This window comes from Pseudomonas sp. FG1 (assembly GCF_034313875.1).
GTDB classification, from domain to species: domain Bacteria; phylum Pseudomonadota; class Gammaproteobacteria; order Pseudomonadales; family Pseudomonadaceae; genus Aquipseudomonas; species Aquipseudomonas veronii.
In genome coordinates this window covers 2,659,413-2,676,918 of record NZ_JAVIWP010000001.1, presented here as the reverse complement: position 1 = coordinate 2,676,918, position 17,506 = coordinate 2,659,413, and the positions used below count along the sequence as shown (strand labels likewise).

The 17,506-nt window shown below is 62.4% G+C and carries 15 protein-coding genes; 12 read left to right on the top strand and 3 right to left on the bottom strand.

Annotated elements, in window-relative coordinates; translation table 11 throughout:
- The first annotated feature begins 77 nt into the window (after positions 1 to 77).
- From map to RGV59_RS12265, 4 genes are all read left to right on the top strand, one after another.
- Positions 78 to 860: a type I methionyl aminopeptidase gene (map, locus tag RGV59_RS12280; protein WP_017844739.1), complete on the top strand. Its 783-nt coding sequence runs from the start codon at positions 78 to 80 to the stop codon at positions 858 to 860.
- A 64-nt stretch (positions 861 to 924) separates the two neighbouring features.
- Complete coding sequence (locus tag RGV59_RS12275; protein ID WP_017844738.1) at positions 925 to 3,627, top strand: [protein-PII] uridylyltransferase; 2,703 nt, start codon at positions 925 to 927, stop codon at positions 3,625 to 3,627.
- A gap of 39 nt (positions 3,628 to 3,666) precedes the next feature.
- Positions 3,667 to 4,866 carry a succinyldiaminopimelate transaminase gene (gene dapC, locus RGV59_RS12270; RefSeq protein ID WP_126585662.1) on the top strand — a complete coding sequence of 400 codons (1,200 nt, stop codon included), beginning with the start codon at positions 3,667 to 3,669 and terminating at the stop codon, positions 4,864 to 4,866.
- Positions 4,867 to 4,955: 89 nt separating this feature from the next.
- Positions 4,956 to 5,669: a M12 family metallopeptidase gene (locus tag RGV59_RS12265; RefSeq protein ID WP_126585661.1), complete on the top strand. Its 714-nt coding sequence runs from the start codon at positions 4,956 to 4,958 to the stop codon at positions 5,667 to 5,669.
- A gap of 196 nt (positions 5,670 to 5,865) precedes the next feature.
- Here RGV59_RS12265 and RGV59_RS12260 read toward each other — a convergent pair whose 3' ends face one another.
- A complete protein-coding gene (locus tag RGV59_RS12260; RefSeq protein ID WP_046490176.1) occupies positions 5,866 to 7,509 on the bottom strand; it encodes a Na+/H+ antiporter in 1,644 nt (547 codons plus the stop codon).
- A 212-nt stretch (positions 7,510 to 7,721) separates the two neighbouring features.
- On the opposite strand from RGV59_RS12260, the gene RGV59_RS12255 reads away from it, so the two are divergent.
- The 4 genes from RGV59_RS12255 to RGV59_RS12240 all read left to right on the top strand — a co-directional run bounded on the left by RGV59_RS12255 (position 7,722) and on the right by RGV59_RS12240 (position 10,825).
- Positions 7,722 to 8,084 (top strand): ArsC family reductase, encoded by a 363-nt coding sequence (locus tag RGV59_RS12255; RefSeq protein ID WP_026139766.1) that lies wholly within the window; start codon positions 7,722 to 7,724, stop codon positions 8,082 to 8,084.
- A gap of 32 nt (positions 8,085 to 8,116) precedes the next feature.
- Positions 8,117 to 9,151: a 2,3,4,5-tetrahydropyridine-2,6-dicarboxylate N-succinyltransferase gene (gene dapD / locus RGV59_RS12250; protein ID WP_017844733.1), complete on the top strand. Its 1,035-nt coding sequence runs from the start codon at positions 8,117 to 8,119 to the stop codon at positions 9,149 to 9,151.
- Between the two features lie 64 nt (positions 9,152 to 9,215).
- Positions 9,216 to 10,421: an aminotransferase class V-fold PLP-dependent enzyme gene (locus RGV59_RS12245; RefSeq protein ID WP_126585660.1), complete on the top strand. Its 1,206-nt coding sequence runs from the start codon at positions 9,216 to 9,218 to the stop codon at positions 10,419 to 10,421.
- Complete coding sequence (locus RGV59_RS12240) at positions 10,418 to 10,825, top strand: SufE family protein (protein WP_046490170.1); 408 nt, start codon at positions 10,418 to 10,420, stop codon at positions 10,823 to 10,825. The genes RGV59_RS12245 and RGV59_RS12240 overlap by 4 nt, the downstream gene beginning before the upstream one ends.
- Positions 10,826 to 10,946: 121 nt before the next feature.
- Here the strand turns inward: RGV59_RS12240 and tcdA are convergent, their stop codons facing one another.
- Entirely contained in the window at positions 10,947 to 11,756 is an 810-nt protein-coding gene (gene tcdA, locus RGV59_RS12235) for a tRNA cyclic N6-threonylcarbamoyladenosine(37) synthase TcdA (RefSeq protein WP_376741844.1), read from the bottom strand.
- Between the two features lie 218 nt (positions 11,757 to 11,974).
- Between tcdA and RGV59_RS12230 the strand changes: the two genes are divergently transcribed.
- From RGV59_RS12230 to RGV59_RS12215, 4 genes are all read left to right on the top strand, one after another.
- The gene (locus RGV59_RS12230) at positions 11,975 to 14,566 is read left to right on the top strand and encodes a glycosyltransferase (RefSeq protein WP_017844729.1); all 2,592 of its coding nucleotides are present in this window, start codon (positions 11,975 to 11,977) and stop codon (positions 14,564 to 14,566) included.
- Between the two features lie 226 nt (positions 14,567 to 14,792).
- Positions 14,793 to 15,944, top strand: a complete 1,152-nt coding sequence (dapE, locus tag RGV59_RS12225) for a succinyl-diaminopimelate desuccinylase (protein WP_017844727.1) — start codon at positions 14,793 to 14,795, stop codon at positions 15,942 to 15,944.
- Entirely contained in the window at positions 15,944 to 16,753 is an 810-nt protein-coding gene (locus RGV59_RS12220) for a putative RNA methyltransferase (protein ID WP_017844726.1), read from the top strand. The genes dapE and RGV59_RS12220 overlap by 1 nt, the downstream gene beginning before the upstream one ends.
- Positions 16,754 to 16,824: 71 nt before the next feature.
- Positions 16,825 to 17,202, top strand: a complete 378-nt coding sequence (locus tag RGV59_RS12215; RefSeq protein WP_046490163.1) for a hypothetical protein — start codon at positions 16,825 to 16,827, stop codon at positions 17,200 to 17,202.
- Positions 17,203 to 17,283: 81 nt separating this feature from the next.
- Here the strand turns inward: RGV59_RS12215 and RGV59_RS12210 are convergent, their stop codons facing one another.
- Positions 17,284 to 17,493, bottom strand: a complete 210-nt coding sequence (locus RGV59_RS12210; protein WP_017844724.1) for a cold-shock protein — start codon at positions 17,491 to 17,493, stop codon at positions 17,284 to 17,286.
- Positions 17,494 to 17,506 lie beyond the last annotated feature (13 nt).

The following is a 17,506-nucleotide window of genomic DNA, read 5'->3' as shown; positions in this document are numbered from 1 at the left end:
TGCGAATTCTGCAACCTTTTGTCGCACACCCGTAAACCGTATTGATTTCAGCGCCTCGCGCTAGAGAGAGAGCCTGTATGACCGTTACCTTGAAAACCGCCGAAGACATTGCCGGCATGCGCGTTGCCGGCAAACTGGCGGCCGACGTGCTGGAAATGATTGCCGAACACGTCAAGCCCGGCGTCACCACTGAAACGCTGGACCGCATTTGCCACGACTATATAGTCGACGTGCAAAAAGCTATCCCTGCCCCGCTGAACTACAAGGGCTTCCCCAAGTCGATCTGCACCTCGATCAACCATGTGGTCTGCCACGGGATTCCCGGCGACAAACCGCTGAAAGACGGCGACACCCTGAACATCGACGTCACCGTCATCAAAGACGGCTACCACGGCGATACCAGCCGCATGTTCCATGTCGGCACCGTGCCGGTCTGGGCCGAGCGCCTGTCCCAGGTGACCCAGGAATGCATGTACAAGGCCATTGAAATCGTCAAACCCGGCTGCCGCCTGGGCGATATCGGTGAAGTGATCCAGAAGCATGCTGAAAAGAACGGCTTCTCGGTGGTCCGTGAGTTCTGCGGCCACGGCATCGGCAAGGTGTTCCACGAAGAGCCGCAGATCCTGCACTACGGCCGCGCCGGCACCGGCATGGAACTCAAAGCCGGCATGACCTTTACCATCGAGCCGATGATCAACCAGGGCAAGGCCGACACCAAGGTGCTGGGCGACGGCTGGACCGCCATCACCAAAGACCGCAAGCTCTCCGCCCAGTGGGAACACACCCTGCTGGTCACCGACACCGGCTACGAGATCTTCACCCTGCGCGCGGACGACACCATCCCACGCATCTCGGCGTAACGGCTGCCCTGGTTTTCCCAGACTGTGTTGTGACTGACTGATAGATAGAAAGGAAAGCCGAACGATGCCCCAGGTGGATCCCGAACTCTTCGACCGTGGCCAGTTCCAGGCCGAACTGGCGCTGAAGGCCAGCCCTATCGCCGCCTTCAAGAAGGCTATCCGCCAGGCCCGCGAGGTGCTCGACGAGCGCTTTCGCAGCGGCCGGGACATCCGTCGGCTGATCGAGGACCGCGCCTGGTTCGTCGATAACATCCTGCAAAAGGCCTGGGAACAGTTCAACTGGAGCGAAGACGCCGATATCGCCCTGGTGGCGGTCGGCGGCTACGGTCGCGGCGAGCTGCACCCCTACTCGGACATCGACCTGCTGATCCTGCTGGACAGCGCCGACCATGAGATCTTTCGCGATTCCATCGAGCGTTTTCTGACGCTGCTGTGGGACATCGGCCTGGAAGTCGGCCAGAGCGTGCGCTCGGTGGCCGAATGCGGCGAAGAAGCCCGCGCCGACCTCACCGTCATCACCAATCTGATGGAAAGCCGCACCATCGCCGGCCCCGAGCGTCTGCGCCAACGCATGCTCGAAGTCACCAGCACCGCGCACATGTGGCCGAGCAAGGAGTTCTTCCTGGCCAAGCGCGCCGAGCAGAAAGCCCGGCACCACAAGTACAACGACACCGAATACAACCTGGAACCCAACGTCAAAGGCTCCCCCGGGGGCTTGCGCGATATCCAGACGATTTTGTGGGTCGCCCGTCGCCAGTACGGCACCCTGAACCTGCGCGCCCTGGCCGGTGAAGGCTTTCTGGTGGAAAGCGAAAACGCCCTGCTCGCCTCGTCCCAGGAATTCCTCTGGAAAGTGCGCTACGCCCTGCACATGCTCGCCGGGCGTGCCGAAGACCGCCTGCTGTTCGACCATCAGCGCTCCATCGCCACCCTGCTGGGTTTCGAGGGCGAAGATGCGAAGACCAGCATCGAAAGTTTCATGCAGCAGTACTACCGGGTGGTCATGAGCATCGCCCAGCTCAGCGACCTGATCATCCAGCACTTCGAAGAAGTGATCCTGGCCCCGGAAGACGAAGCACCGCCGCAGCCGATCAACCCGCGTTTCCAGCTGCACGACGGCTATATCGAGGCGCGCAACGACAACGTGTTCCGCCGCACGCCGTTTGCCATGCTGGAAATTTTCGTGCTGATGGCCCAGCAGCCGGAAATCAAAGGCGTGCGTGCCGACACGATTCGCCTGCTGCGAGAAAACCGTCACCTGATCGACGATGACTTTCGCAACGACATCCGCAACACCAGCCTGTTCATCGAGCTGTTCAAGTGCAAGATCGGCATCCACCGCAACCTGCGGCGGATGAACCGCTACGGCATCCTCGGGCGTTACCTGCCGGAGTTCGGCTTTATCGTCGGGCAGATGCAGCACGACCTGTTCCACATCTACACCGTCGACGCCCACACCCTGAACCTGATCAAGCACCTGCGTAAGCTGCAGTACACCCAGGTGTCAGAGAAATTCCCGCTGGCCAGTAAACTGATGGCCAAGCTGCCCAAACCCGAACTGATCTACCTGGCCGGCCTGTACCACGACATCGGCAAAGGCCGCCACGGCGATCACTCGGAAGTCGGTGCAGTCGATGCCGAGGCGTTCTGCCAGCGTCACCAGTTGCCGTTGTGGGACAGCCGCCTGATTGTCTGGCTGGTGCAGAACCATCTGGTGATGTCGACGACCGCCCAGCGCAAGGACTTGTCCGACCCGCAGGTGATCCACGACTTCGCCGGGATCGTCGGCGATGAAACCCGTCTCGACTACCTGTATGTGCTGACCGTTTCCGATATCAATGCCACCAACCCGACCCTCTGGAACTCCTGGCGCGCGAGCCTGTTGCGCCAGCTGTACACCGAGACCAAGCGCGCCCTGCGCCGGGGCCTGGAAAACCCGGTGGACCGCGAAGAACAGATCCGCCGCACCCAAAGCGCGGCCCTGGATATCCTGGTGCGCGGCGGCAACGACCCGGACGACGTCGAACAATTGTGGTCGCAACTGGGCGACGATTACTTCCTGCGCCACACCGCCGGCGACGTGGCCTGGCACAGCGATGCAATCCTGCAGCAACCGGCCGATGGCGGCCCGCTGGTGCTGATCAAAGAGACGACCCAACGCGAGTTCGAAGGCGGCACGCAGATCTTCATCTACGCCCCCGACCAGCACGACTTCTTCGCCGTGACCGTGGCGGCCATGGACCAGCTCAACCTGAACATCCACGACGCCCGGGTCATCACCTCCAGCAGCCAGTTCACCCTCGACACCTACATCGTGCTCGACACCGAAGGCGAGTCCATCGGCGATAACCCGGCGCGGGTGAAAAAGATCCGCGAAGGCCTGACCGAGGCGTTGCGCAACCCGGACGACTACCCGACCATCATCCAGCGCCGCGTGCCACGCCAGCTCAAGCATTTTGCGTTTGCGCCCCAGGTGACCATTTCCAACGACGCCCAGCGCCCGGTGACGGTGCTGGAACTCAGCGCGCCGGATCGCCCGGGCCTGCTGGCGCGGATCGGCGGGATTTTCCTGGAGTTCGACCTGTCGTTGCAGAACGCCAAGATTGCGACCCTCGGCGAGCGCGTGGAAGACGTGTTCTTCATTACCGACGCCGACAACCAGCCGCTATCCGACCCCGAACTGTGCCGCCGCCTGCAGGATGCAATCGTCCAGCAGTTGAGCGTTCACCAGGAGCCCGGGGTCGAGCTGACGCGCCTGACGATTTGATACCCGCCCAGTTTTTAACGCCTTGCACGAGATCCACCGATGAACAACGCCCTGAACCAGTTGCAGCCCTACCCGTTCGAAAAACTGCGCGCCCTGCTCGGCAGCGTCACGCCGACCCCGGACAAACGTCCGATCGCGTTGTCCATCGGCGAGCCCAAGCATAAATCGCCGACCTTCGTCGCTGAGGCGTTGAGCAATAACCTCGACCAGATGGCGGTGTACCCGACCACCCTGGGCGTTGCGGCGCTGCGCGAGGCCATCGCAGCCTGGTGCGAACGCCGCTTCAATGTACCCAAGGGCTGGCTGGACCCGGCGCGTAACATCCTGCCGGTCAACGGCACCCGCGAGGCACTGTTCGCCTTCACCCAAGCCGTGGTCAATCGCAGTGACGACGCGCTGGTGGTAAGCCCGAACCCGTTCTACCAGATCTATGAAGGCGCCGCGTTCCTGGCCGGCGCCAAGCCGCACTACCTGCCGTGCCTGGACGCCAATGGCTTCAACCCGGATTTCGACGCCGTGTCGCCAGACGTCTGGAAGCGCTGCCAGATCCTGTTCCTGTGCTCCCCCGGCAACCCGACCGGCGCGCTGATCCCGGTCGACACCCTGAAAAAGCTCATCGCCCTGGCCGACGAATACGACTTCGTGATTGCCGCCGACGAGTGCTACAGCGAGCTGTACTTCGACGAACAAAGCCCGCCGCCGGGCCTGTTGAGCGCCTGCGTCGAACTCGGCCGCCAGGACTTCAAACGCTGCGTGGTGTTCCACAGCCTGTCCAAGCGCTCCAACCTGCCGGGCCTGCGTTCCGGGTTCGTGGCCGGCGACGCCGACATCCTCAAGGCCTTCCTGCTGTACCGCACCTACCACGGCTGCGCGATGCCCGTGCAAACCCAACTGGCAAGCATCGCCGCCTGGCAGGACGAAGCCCATGTCCAGGCCAACCGCGACCTGTATCGGGAAAAATTCGACGCCGTGCTGGCGATCCTCAAGCCGGTGCTGGACGTACAAGCCCCCGATGGTGGTTTCTACCTGTGGCCGAATGTAGAGGGTGACGATGCCGCCTTCTGTCGCGATCTGTTTGTGCAAGAACACGTGACCGTAGTACCCGGCTCGTACCTGTCGCGGGAGGTGGACGGCGTCAACCCAGGCGCCGGGCGCGTTCGCATGGCATTGGTTGCACCACTGGCGGAGTGCGTGGAAGCGGCTGAGCGCATTCGCGATTTCATTCAACGCAGGAAGTAACCTCGCCACATCCCGCACTGTGTCGCACAGTGCGGGAACCTTGTTCACTCGCTCACCACCAATAGGCAAACTTCCTACGAGTAATGCCTATGAGCCTAATCACCCCGCCGCTCGCCCCTCCCCCCGCTTATGAGCCGCTCCCGAATAACCACACCTCCCCTCCCGAATCCGCCGGGCGAACCAAAAGAGGCATCGCCGACAGCGACAAGCGCTGGCCGGCCGGCGTGGTCACCGTTGCGCTCGACCTGAGCAGCGAAAAAAGCAAAGCGCTGGTGGTGGACGCTATCCGCGAATGGGCCCACCACACGCCAGCCCTGCGCTTCAATATCGTCGAAGGCAAGACGGGCGATATTCGTATTTCTGACGATGAAGGGCTCAAGGGCAATTGGTCCGCCATTGGCACAGAGGCCAAGCGCATCGATGAAGATCAACCCACGATGCACCTCAACCGGACCGACGACTCGAAGAAGTTGCGCAGTACGGCTCTGCACGAATTCGGCCACGCCCTCGGGTTACTGCACGAACACCAACACCCGCAGAACAGCCTGGATTGGGACAGCCCCCAAGTGTATGACTACTACACCAGCGACTCTTTCAACGAAGCCATGGTACGCGAGCATATCCTTGAGCCAGACAACCGGCCCGGCCTGCAGATCACCCCATACGATCCACAGTCCGTGATGCATTATGAAATTCCGGCAGCATTGAGGCGCAACGGCCAGGCCATTCCTAAAAACACAACCCTTTCCGCGGGCGACAAGCGAACGATCAGAATGCTGTACCCCCCGGTCAACCCGACGTAGCGGGCCCAGGAGTAAACATCGGCTCACGTATTCACTCAACACCGCCGGGAACTTTCCTGCAATTGGCACGAATCAACCAGTGTCTCGTCCCCATGCCCGCCGTGATCCGTCATCCACGCTTTCGTGATGCCGACTCAGACTGCACCGTTTAAGGCACCACACACTCAGCGCCGGCGGCACGGCGGCCCCCAATTGCCTACTTCGGCGACCCCAGGTTCGCCTCACTCATGTCCAGATCGTCCAACACCTCCCTCAACACGTCATCCCCAATCCGGTGATGACGGCTCAGGCTATACAACTCCAAGCGCTGCGCCCGCAGCGCCTTGAGCCGTAGCTTTCGCTCCAGTTGGTCCATCTGCGACGCCAGCGCCTGGGCTTCGGCGGAGTCGTTGAAGACGTCCAACTGATGCCGGTATTCCGACATCAGTCGCGCCTTCAGCTCGGTAGCCAGTGCGGCCTGGGCGGCGTCCGCGGGAGGGCTCTCGGTGGGTTCTTCGACCTCAAGCGCATGGATCGCCGCCACGGCAGTCTTTTTCCACGCCTCGCGCACTTCATTGTGGTGTTTTTCATCGGGGCTTTTTTCAATGCCGCGCAGCAGCAGCGGCAACGCAATACAGGCAGCGACGAGCGACAGCAGGATCACCCCGGCCGCGATAAAGATCAGCAGATCGCGTTCCGGGAACGCCTTGCCCGGCGCCAGCAGCAAGGGCACCGACATCACACCGGCCAACGTCACCGCCCCGCGCACACCGCCCACGGTCAACAGCCAGCAGGAACGCGCCGTCGGCACCAGGGTAAGCTCGCTTTTCCCACGCAGGCGCCGGAGCACGCCCGACAGACGCCAGATGCTTTGCACCCAGATGAAGCGTAATACCAACAACACCAGGAAGATCGCGACCACGTCCAGGCAGCGATACAGCAGGGTCGGCCACAGCGTGGTTTCATGACTCACCACCGCCTTGACGATGTCCGGCAGTTGCAGCCCCAACAGCAGGAAGATCAAGCCATTGAAGGCAAACTCCAGCAGCGACCACACACTGCGATTGAGCAAGCGCGTGCTGGTCTGGCGGGGCAGCAGGTCCAGCCAGCTTTGCATCATGCCCGCCGCCACGGCCGAAAGAATCCCCGATGCGCCCAGGCGTTCGGCCAGAACATAGGCGGCGAACGGCAGCAGCAACATGAACACAACGTGGGTGGCCGGGTCGTCCCAGCCTCGCGCAATCATCCAGACACGCAAGCGCCCCACCAGCCAGCTCAACGCGATCCCGACCGCCAGACCGCCGATGGCCACCAGTACAAAGGTCAGGCTGGCATCCGCCAGGGAAAACACCCCGGTCAAGGCTGCCACCAGGGCGAACTTGAAGGTCACCAGGCCCGAGGCATCGTTCATCAAGGCTTCGCCCTGGAGCATATGCATCAACGGCGTGGGTAAACGGTTCTGGGAAATGGCCGACACCGCCACGGCGTCCGTCGGCGACAACACCGCCGCCAGGGCAAAGGCCACCGGCAATGGAATCGAAGGCAACAACCAATGAATGAAGTAGCCAGCGCCGACCACGGTGAACAGCACCAGCCCCACTGCCAACGTCAGAATCGGCCCGCGCAGGCGCCACAGTTCGCGCTTGGGCATGCGCCAGCCATCGGAGAACAACAGCGGCGGCAGGAACAGAAACAGAAACAACTCCGGGTCCAGCGCGACATGCAGCCCCAACGTGGGCCAGGCCAGCAAGGCCCCGGCGACAATCTGCACCAGCGGTAACGGCAGTGGGATGACTCGCCAGACCAGACGCGAAACGCTGACCAGCATCAGCAAGATAAGAACGGTGTAGGCGGTTTGCATAACGCGGTTTTCCCGGACAATCGACTTGCAACGACACACATCAGGCAACAACTCACCATTGAAGTGCCATATTAGCCGCCTATGCTGCGCGATGGCTTTCGCACAATAGTCGCACGGGGCAATCCACGCTAGAGACGAGCGGCACCCAAACCCGCTGGTCGTGGCATAATCCCAGACCTTTCATCTTCATTGGTCCAAAGGGGGGCAATTCCTTGACCGTATCAAGTAAAACCTTGCACCTTTTCGGCATCAAAGCCTGCGACACCATGAAAAAAGCCCGCACCTGGCTCGACGAGCACGGCGTGAGCTACGAGTTCCATGACTACAAAACCGTCGGTATCGACCGCGAACACTTGACCCAATGGTGCAACGAGCACGGTTGGCAGGTGGTTTTGAACCGTGCGGGCACCACCTTTCGCAAACTCGAAGACGAACGCAAAGCCGATCTCGATCAGTCGAAAGCCATTGAATTGATGCTCGCACAACCCTCGATGATCAAGCGCCCGGTGCTTGATCTCGGAGACAGAACCCTGATTGGCTTCAAGCCAGATACTTATTCGGCAGCCCTCAAGTAGGCTGGCCATCCCATTTTTGTAGAGGTAACAGCATGTCCAATTCCCTGTTCAGCCTGGGCTTCGGCGTCGGCACTCAGAACCGCCAAGGTGCTTGGCTGGAAGTGTTTTACGCACAACCCGTGCTCAACCCGTCGGCGGAAGTCGTCGCCGCCATCGCGCCGATCCTCGGTTACAGCGAAGGCAACCAGGCGATCACCTTCTCCGTCGCCCAAGCCCTGCAACTGGCTGACGCGCTCAAAGGCGTCGACGCGACCCAGGCAGCCCTGCTGACCCGCCTGGCTGAAAGCCATACCCCGCTGGTCGCCACCCTGCTGGCCGAAGACGCCGCACTGACTTCCACGCCTGAGGCCTACCTCAAGCTGCACCTGCTGTCCCACCGCCTGGTCAAGCCCCACGGCCTGAGCCTGGCCGGTGTATTCGCGCAACTGCCGAACGTGGCCTGGACCAGCCAGGGCGCGATCGACATCAATGAGCTGGCCGAACGCCAACTCGAAGCGCGCCTGCGTGGCGAGCTGCTGGAAGTGTTCTCGGTGGACAAGTTCCCGAAAATGACCGATTACGTCGTACCCAGCGGCGTGCGTATCGCTGACGCCGCGCGTATCCGCCTGGGCGCCTACGTGGGCGAAGGCACCACCGTGATGCACGAAGGTTTCGTCAACTTCAACGCCGGCACCGAAGGCCCGGGCATGATCGAAGGCCGTGTCTCGGCCGGCGTATTTGTCGGCAAGGGTTCGGACCTGGGCGGCGGTTGCTCCACCATGGGCACCTTGTCGGGTGGCGGCAACATCGTGATCAAAGTCGGCGAAGGCTGCCTGATCGGCGCCAACGCCGGTATCGGTATCCCGCTGGGCGACCGCAACACCGTGGAATCGGGCCTGTATGTCACCGCCGGGACCAAGGTTGCCCTGCTCGACGAGCGCAACCAGCTGGTTAAAGTGGTCAAGGCGCGCGAGCTGGCCGGCCAGCCGGACCTGCTGTTCCGCCGTAACTCCGAGACCGGTGCCGTGGAGTGCAAAACCCACAAGTCGGCCATCGAACTGAACGAAGCGCTGCACGCTCACAACTAAGCAGCGACTCGATGCCACTCGCGGGCCCCGATCCTGGGGCCCGTTTATACGAGTCTTGAACACCATGCTTGTGCCCTCTCCCTGGCGCGTCGACTTTCCGGCCATCGCCGCTCTGCAACGGCAAGACCAGACCTATCTGGACAGCGCCGCCACCGCGCAAAAACCTCAAGCCCTGTTGGACGCGATCAGCCATTACTACGCCAATGGCGCCGCCAACGTTCACCGTGCCCAGCATTTGCCGGGCGCCCACGCGACCCAGGCTTTCGAGGACAGTCGCAACAAGGTCGCGCAGTGGTTGAATGCAGGAGACAGCGGGCACATCGTCTTCACTCATGGCGCGACGTCGGCGCTGAACCTCTTGGCCTACGGCCTCGAGCACTTATTCAATGCGGGCGATGAACTAGTCATCAGCGCCCTGGAACACCACGCCAACCTGCTGCCCTGGCAGCAACTGGCCAAACGTCGCGCGCTGGAACTGGTGATCCTGCCGGTTGGCGACGACGGCATGATCGACCTTCAGGCCGCCACCACGCTGATCGGCCCGCGCACGCGCCTGCTGGCGGTGAGCCAACTGTCCAACGTGCTGGGCACCTGGCAGCCACTGGCCCCCTTGCTGGCCATGGCCAAGGCCGAGGGCGCACTGACCGTGGTCGATGGCGCCCAGGGCATCGTCCACGGCCGCCACGACGTACAAGCGCTGGGCTGCGACTTCTACGTATTTTCCAGCCACAAACTCTACGGCCCGGACGGCGTCGGCGTGCTGTACGGCCGCACCCAAGCCCTGCATCAGCTGCGCCACTGGCAGTTCGGCGGCGAAATGGTGCAACAGGCCGATTACCACAGCGCCAGCTTCCGCCCCGCGCCGCTGGGGTTCGAGGCCGGCACCCCACCGATTGCCAGCGTGATCGGCCTGGGCGCCAGCCTGGATTACCTCAATTCACTGGATCAACCGGCGCTCATCGCCCACGAAGCCGCCCTGCACGAGTACCTGTTGCGCGGGCTGAAAGCGCGCAATGGCGTGCGCGTACTGGGCGCGCCGCAGGTGGCGTTGGTCAGTTTTGTGGTGGAAGGCGTGCATAACGCCGATCTTGCGCACTTGCTGACCGAGCAGGGCATTGCCGTGCGCGCCGGCCATCATTGCGCAATGCCGCTGCTCAAGGCGATGCACTTGTCGGGAGCGATTCGCGTGTCCCTGGCGCTGTACAACAATTCCGATGATCTGGAGCGATTCTTCGAAGCGCTGGACCAGGCCCTGGATATGCTGCGATGAGCCTGCCGGCCGAGGCTGTCGGCGCGCTTGAGTCGTTTCAGGCGGTGGGCAGCTGGGAGCAACGCGCACGTCTGCTGATGCAATGGGGCGAACAGCTGCCGCCACTGGCGGACGAAGACAAGGTCGAGGCCAATCTGGTGCAGGGCTGCGAGAGCCTGGTATGGCTGGTCGGGCGCTTATCCGACGGCCACTGGCAGTTCGCCGCCAGCAGCGAAGCGCGCATGATCCGTGGGCTGGTGGCGTTGCTGCTGGCGCGGGTCAACGGGCTGTCGGCCGCCGAGTTGCAGGCGGTCGACTTGCCGGACTGGTTCAATCAACTGGGGCTGTCCCGCCAGTTGTCGCCGTCGCGCAGCAATGGCCTGAACGCCGTGCTGCAGCGCATGCGCGAACTAAGCCGTACATAAAACCCAATGTGGGAGGGGGCTTGCCCCCGATAGCGGTGGTTCAGTCAATATATTCAGTGACCGGCACTCTGCTATCGGGAGCAAGCCCCTCCCACATTTGAATGGTGCAAGGCCTTGAGGTTTAAGAAGGTTTGACCCGATCGGAAGGCCGGCGCACCCCGGCCACGATCTTGTCCACCGCCTTGGTCGCCGCCACCATGCCGAAGGTTGCAGTGACCATCATCACCGCGCCAAACCCGCCGGCGCAGTCCAGCTTTACCCCGTCGCCAACAAAACTCTTCTGTAAGCAGATGCTGCCGTCCGGCTTCGGATAGCGCAGTTGCTCGGTGGAAAACACACACGGCACGCTGTAATGGCGGGTCACCGTGCGCGAGAAGCCATAGTCACGGCGCAGGGTGGAGCGCACTTTCGAGGCGAGCGGATCGTTGAAGGTGCGGTTCAGGTCGCAGACCTGGATCAACGTCGGGTCGATCTGCCCGCCAGCGCCGCCGGTGGTGATGATCTGGATCTTGCGGCGCTTGCACCAGGCGATCAGTGCCGCCTTGGCGTTGACGGCGTCGATGCAGTCGATCACGCAGTCGATGTTGGGGGTGATGTACTCGGCCATGGTCTCGCGGGTCACGAAATCCGCCACGGCATGCACCGTGCAGTCCGGGTTGATACCGCGCAGGCGCTCAGCCATCACCTCGACCTTGGGTTTGCCCACGGTGCTGTCGAGGGCATGCAGCTGACGGTTGCTGTTGCTGACGCAGACATCATCCAAATCAAACAACGAGATCTCGCCCACCCCACAACGGGCGATGGCTTCCGCCGCCCATGAGCCTACGCCGCCGACGCCGACGATCGCCACATGGGCCGCTTTCAAGCGCTCCAGGCCTTCAACGCCATACAAGCGGGCGACGCCTGCAAACCGCGGATCTTCTGTACTCATGACCATTACCCCAAAAACCGGCGCGCATTATAGGGCTTTGCCAGGACAAGTTCGAAACTTCGCGATACACGTAAAGAACTTAGCTGGAGATTCGCGGACTAACGTCCGGCTTTTCTCAGTCTGCTGTACGCTCAGGGAAGGGCCGGTGTAGGATGCGCGCCGTTCGGCGTAGGCCGACACCTCTTTTCGTTCCACACCTTTTGGAACCCGAAATAGCCATGTCATCGCGTAAATTTGGACTCAACCTGGTGGTGGTGCTGGCAATTGCCGCGCTGTTCACCGGCTTCTGGGCGCTGATCAACCGCCCGGTCACTGCCCCCAACTGGCCTGAACAGATCTCCGGTTTTTCCTACTCGCCGTTTCAACAAGGCCAGTACCCACAGAAAGACCAGTACCCGACCGACGACCAGATGCGTCGCGATCTGGAGATCATGAGCAAGTTGACGGACAACATCCGGACCTACTCGGTCGACGGCACTCTGGGAGACATCCCCAAGCTGGCGGAAGAGTTCGGCCTGCGCGTCACCCTGGGGATCTGGATCAGCCCGGACCTGGAACGCAACGAACGCGAGATCCAGCGCGCCATCGAGATCGCCAACAGCTCGCGCAGCGTCGTGCGCGTGGTGGTCGGCAACGAAGCGTTGTTCCGTAAAGAGATCACCCCCGAAGCACTGATCGTGTTGCTGGATCGCGTGCGCGCGGCCGTCAAGGTGCCGGTGACCACCTCCGAGCAATGGCACATCTGGGAGCACAACCCACAACTGGCCAAGCACGTCGACTTGATCGCCGCGCACATCCTGCCGTACTGGGAACATATTCCGGTGGACCAGGCGGGCCAATTCGTACTCGACCGCGCACGGGATCTGAAGAAGACCTTCCCGAAAAAGCCGCTGCTGCTGTCGGAAGTCGGCTGGCCGAGCAACGGCCGCATGCGTGGCGGTGCTGATGCGTCTCCCGCCGACCAGGCAATTTACCTGCGCACGCTGGTGAACAAGCTGAACCGCCAGGGCTTCAACTACTTCGTGATCGAGGCCTTCGACCAACCGTGGAAAGCCAGCGACGAAGGCTCGGTCGGCGCCTACTGGGGCGTGTACAACGCCGCGCGTCAGCAGAAATTCAACTTCGAAGGACCGGTGGTCGCGATCCCGCAATGGCGCGTGCTGGCCATCGGTTCGGTGGTGCTTGCACTGCTGTCGTTGACCCTGCTGATGATCGACGGCTCGGCCCTGCGCCAACGCGGCCGGACCTTCCTGACCTTTATCGCGTTCCTGTGCGGTTCGGTGCTGGTGTGGATCGGCTACGACTACAGCCAGCAATACAGCACCTGGTTCAGCCTGACGGTCGGCTTCCTCCTGGCGCTCGGCGCCCTGGGCGTGTTTATCGTGCTGCTGGCCGAAGCCCATGAACTGGCGGAAGCGGTCTGGACCCACAAACGTCGGCGTGAATTCCTGCCGGTCGTGGGGGACTCGGACTACCGCCCGAAAGTGTCGATCCATGTGCCGTGCTACAACGAGCCGCCAGAGATGGTCAAACAGACCCTCGATGCCCTGGCCGCCCTCGACTACCCGGACTACGAAGTCCTGATCATCGACAACAACACCAAGGACCCGGCGGTGTGGGAACCGGTGCGCGACTACTGCGCAACCCTGGGCCCGCGCTTCAAGTTCTTCCACGTCGCGCCCCTGGCCGGTTTCAAGGGCGGCGCGTTGAACTACCTGATCCCCCACACCGCCAAGGATGCCGAAGTGATCGCGGTGATCGACTCGGACTACTGCGTGTCGCCGAACTGGCTCAAGCACATGGTGCCGCACTTCGCCGACCCGAAAATCGCCGTGGTGCAGTCGCCGCAGGATTATCGCGACCAGAACGAAAGCACCTTCAAGAAGCTCTGCTACGCCGAATACAAAGGCTTCTTCCATATCGGCATGGTCACCCGCAACGACCGCGACGCGATCATCCAGCACGGCACCATGACCATGACCCGTCGCTCGGTGCTCGAAGAGCTGGGCTGGGCCGACTGGTGCATCTGCGAAGACGCCGAACTCGGCCTGCGCGTGTTCGAGAAAGGCCTGTCGGCCGCGTATTACCACGAAAGCTACGGCAAGGGCCTGATGCCCGACACCTTCATCGACTTCAAGAAACAGCGTTTCCGCTGGGCCTATGGCGCGATCCAGATCATCAAGCGTCACACCGCCAGCCTGCTGCGCGGCAAGGACACCGAGCTGACCCGTGGCCAGCGTTACCACTTCCTCGCGGGCTGGTTGCCGTGGGTGGCGGATGGCATGAACATCTTCTTCACCGTCGGCGCGCTGTTGTGGTCGGCGGCGATGATCATCGTGCCGACCCGGGTCGACCCGCCGTTGCTGATTTTCGCGATCCCGCCGTTGGCGTTGTTCGTGTTCAAGGTGGGCAAGATCATCTTCCTGTACCGCCGTGCCGTGGGGGTAAACCTCAAGGACGCGTTCTGTGCGGCGCTGGCCGGCCTGGCGTTGTCCCACACCATCGCCAAAGCGGTGCTGTATGGCTTCTTCACCACCAGCATTCCGTTCTTTCGTACACCGAAAAACGCGGATAACCACGGCTTCTGGGTAGCGATTTCCGAAGCCCGCGAAGAGATGTTCATCATGCTGCTGTTGTGGGGCGCGGCGCTGGGGATCTACCTGGTGCAGGGCCTGCCGAGCGCCGACATGCGCTTCTGGGTGGTGATGCTGCTGGTGCAGTCGCTACCGTATGTGGCGGCGTTGATCATGGCGTTCCTGTCGTCGCTGCCCAAACCGGCGCCGAAGGCAGAGCCGGCCACCGCGCTGTAAAAACGTGTGCAATGCACTAAACGGCGGCCTCTGGCCGCCGTTTTGCTATAAGATAACGGCCGTTTTGTAAGCCTTGCACATATCACTGTAGGAGCGAGCTTGCTCGCGAAAATCGTCAACGATCACGCGAACATCTTGAATGAACGCGGTGCTCTTGCGTTTTTCGCGAGCAAGCTCGCTCCTACAGTCAATTAGAACGTCGCCGCCTCGATTTCCGGAGTTTCCCATGACGGCTCATGCCGACCTTTCGCCGACCCTTCAACTTGCCATCGACCTGATCCGCCGTCCCTCGGTGACGCCGATCGACGCCGATTGCCAGAAGCTGATGATGCAGCGCCTGGGCGACGCCGGTTTCCAGCTTGAGCCGATGCGTATCGAAAACGTAGATAACTTCTGGGCCACCCACGGCAAGCACGACGGCCCGGTGCTGTGCTTTGCCGGCCACACCGACGTGGTCCCGACCGGGCCGGTACAGGCCTGGCAGAACGATCCGTTCGACGCGCTGATCGACGACCACGGCATGCTCTGCGGCCGCGGCGCAGCGGACATGAAAGGCAGCCTGGCGGCGATGCTAGTGGCGTCGGAGCGCTTCGTGCAGGACTACCCGGACCACAAGGGCTCGGTGGCTTTTCTGATCACCAGCGATGAAGAAGGCCCGGCGCACCACGGCACCAAGGCCGTGATCGAACGCCTGGCCGCGCGCAAGGAGCGTCTGGACTGGTGCATCGTCGGCGAACCGTCCAGCACCAGCCTGGTCGGCGATGTGGTCAAGAACGGCCGTCGCGGCTCCCTCGGCGCTACCCTGACCGTGCGCGGCGTGCAAGGTCACGTGGCCTACCCGCACCTGGCGAAGAACCCGATCCACCTGGCTGCCCCGGCACTGGCGGAACTGGCCGCCGAGCATTGGGACGACGGCAACACCTTCTTCCCGCCGACCAGCTTCCAGATCTCCAACCTCAACGCCGGCACCGGCGCGACCAACGTGATCCCCGGTGACCTGACAGCGGTGTTCAACTTCCGCTTCTCTACCGAATCCACCGTGGAAGGCCTGCAACAGCGCGTTGCCGCGATCCTCGACAAACACGCCCTGGACTGGCACGTAGACTGGGCGCTGTCCGGCCTGCCGTTCCTCACCGAACCGGGGGCCTTGCTCGATGCGGTGTCCGCCAGCATCAAGGCGGTCACCGGTCGCGAGACCCAGGCGTCCACCAGCGGCGGTACGTCCGACGGGCGCTTCATCGCAACCCTCGGCACCCAGGTGGTCGAGTTGGGCCCGGTCAACGCGACGATCCATCAGGTCAACGAGCGCATTCTGGCCAGCGACCTCGACGTGCTGACCGAGATCTACTACCAGACCCTGATCAAGTTGCTCGCCTGATGCTGGCCTGTCCCATTTGCAGCGCACCGCTCCACGCGGTGGACAATGGCGTGGCGTGCCCGGTCGGACACCGTTTCGACCGCGCGCGCCAGGGTTACCTGAACCTGTTGCCGGTGCAGCACAAAAACAGCCGCGACCCGGGCGACAACCTCGCCATGGTCGAGGCGCGCCGCGACTTCCTCAACGCCGGCCACTACGCCCCGGTGGCCAAGCGCCTGGCGCAACTGGCCGCGCAACAAGCACCGCAGCGCTGGGTGGACATCGGTTGTGGCGAGGGTTACTACACCGCACAAATCGCCGACGCCCTGCCCCACGCCGATGGCTATGCCCTGGATATCTCCAAGGAAGCGGTCAAGCGTGCGTGCAAGCGCAACCCGGCGCTGACCTGGTTGATCGCCAGCATGGCCCGCGTGCCGTTGGCCGATGCCAGTTGCCAGTTTCTCGCCAGCGTGTTCAGCCCGTTGGACTGGCAAGAGGCCAAACGCCTGCTCAGCCCCGGCGGCGGCTTGATGAAAGTCGGCCCGACCCGCGGCCACCTGATGGAGCTGCGCGAGCGCCTGTACGACGAAGTGCGCGAGTACACCGACGACAAACACCTGGCCCTGGTGCCGGACGGCATGAGCCTTGCGCACAGCGAAACCCTCGAGTTCACGCTGAGCCTGGCGGACCCGAAAGACCGTGCCAACCTGCTGGCCATGACCCCTCACGGCTGGCGCGCCAGCGCCGAGCGCCGCACCGAAGTGATCGAGCATGCCGAGCCGCTGCGGGTCAGCGTATCAATGCGCTACGATTATTTCGTGCTTCAATAACCGACTTTTCGGGCACTCCGCCCACCCTGAATCCGCGAATGGATTTTCGAATCCCGCAACGAGGAACATCCATGCGCCAACCTGATATCGAGATTTACCTGAAGGACGCCGACGTCGACCACAAGGCCATCGCCGCCTGGCTGGGCGCTGCCCTTGGCCCTTGCACCGCCTGGGTCCAGCGCGGCCAGACCTACAAGTGCACGGCCGGCGACGTGCCTGTCACCTGGTTGCCCAAGGCGGTAGGCAAATGGAACAGCCTGTACCTGGAAAGCGATCAGACCCCGTGGGAAGACGACATCGCCTGCGCCCGCGCCGCCTTTGCCGCGCTGAACGTCGAAGTGCGTTGCGCACCGGGCAGTTGGGTTGAGGAAGAAGGCGAGGAAAGCGCCGACACCTGGATTCGCATCAGCGAAGACGGTGAAGAACAGATCACCTGGAAAACCACCTGATCCGCAATTGCGAACCCAATCAAATGTGGGAGGGGGCTTGCCCCCTCCCACATGGGTTCTACGGTGTAACAAAAACCCGCATTACAAACCCACCACATCCTCTGCCTGCAAGCCCTTCTCGCCGCTCACCACGGCGTATTCCACCTGCTGGCCTTCGGCCAGGGAACGGTGCCCTTCACCGCGGATGGCGCGGTAGTGTACGAACACATCCTTGCCGTCTTCACGCTGAATAAAGCCATATCCCTTGGCATCGTTGAACCACTTCACATTACCGGTTTCGCGCGTTGTCATCTGTTCACTCCCA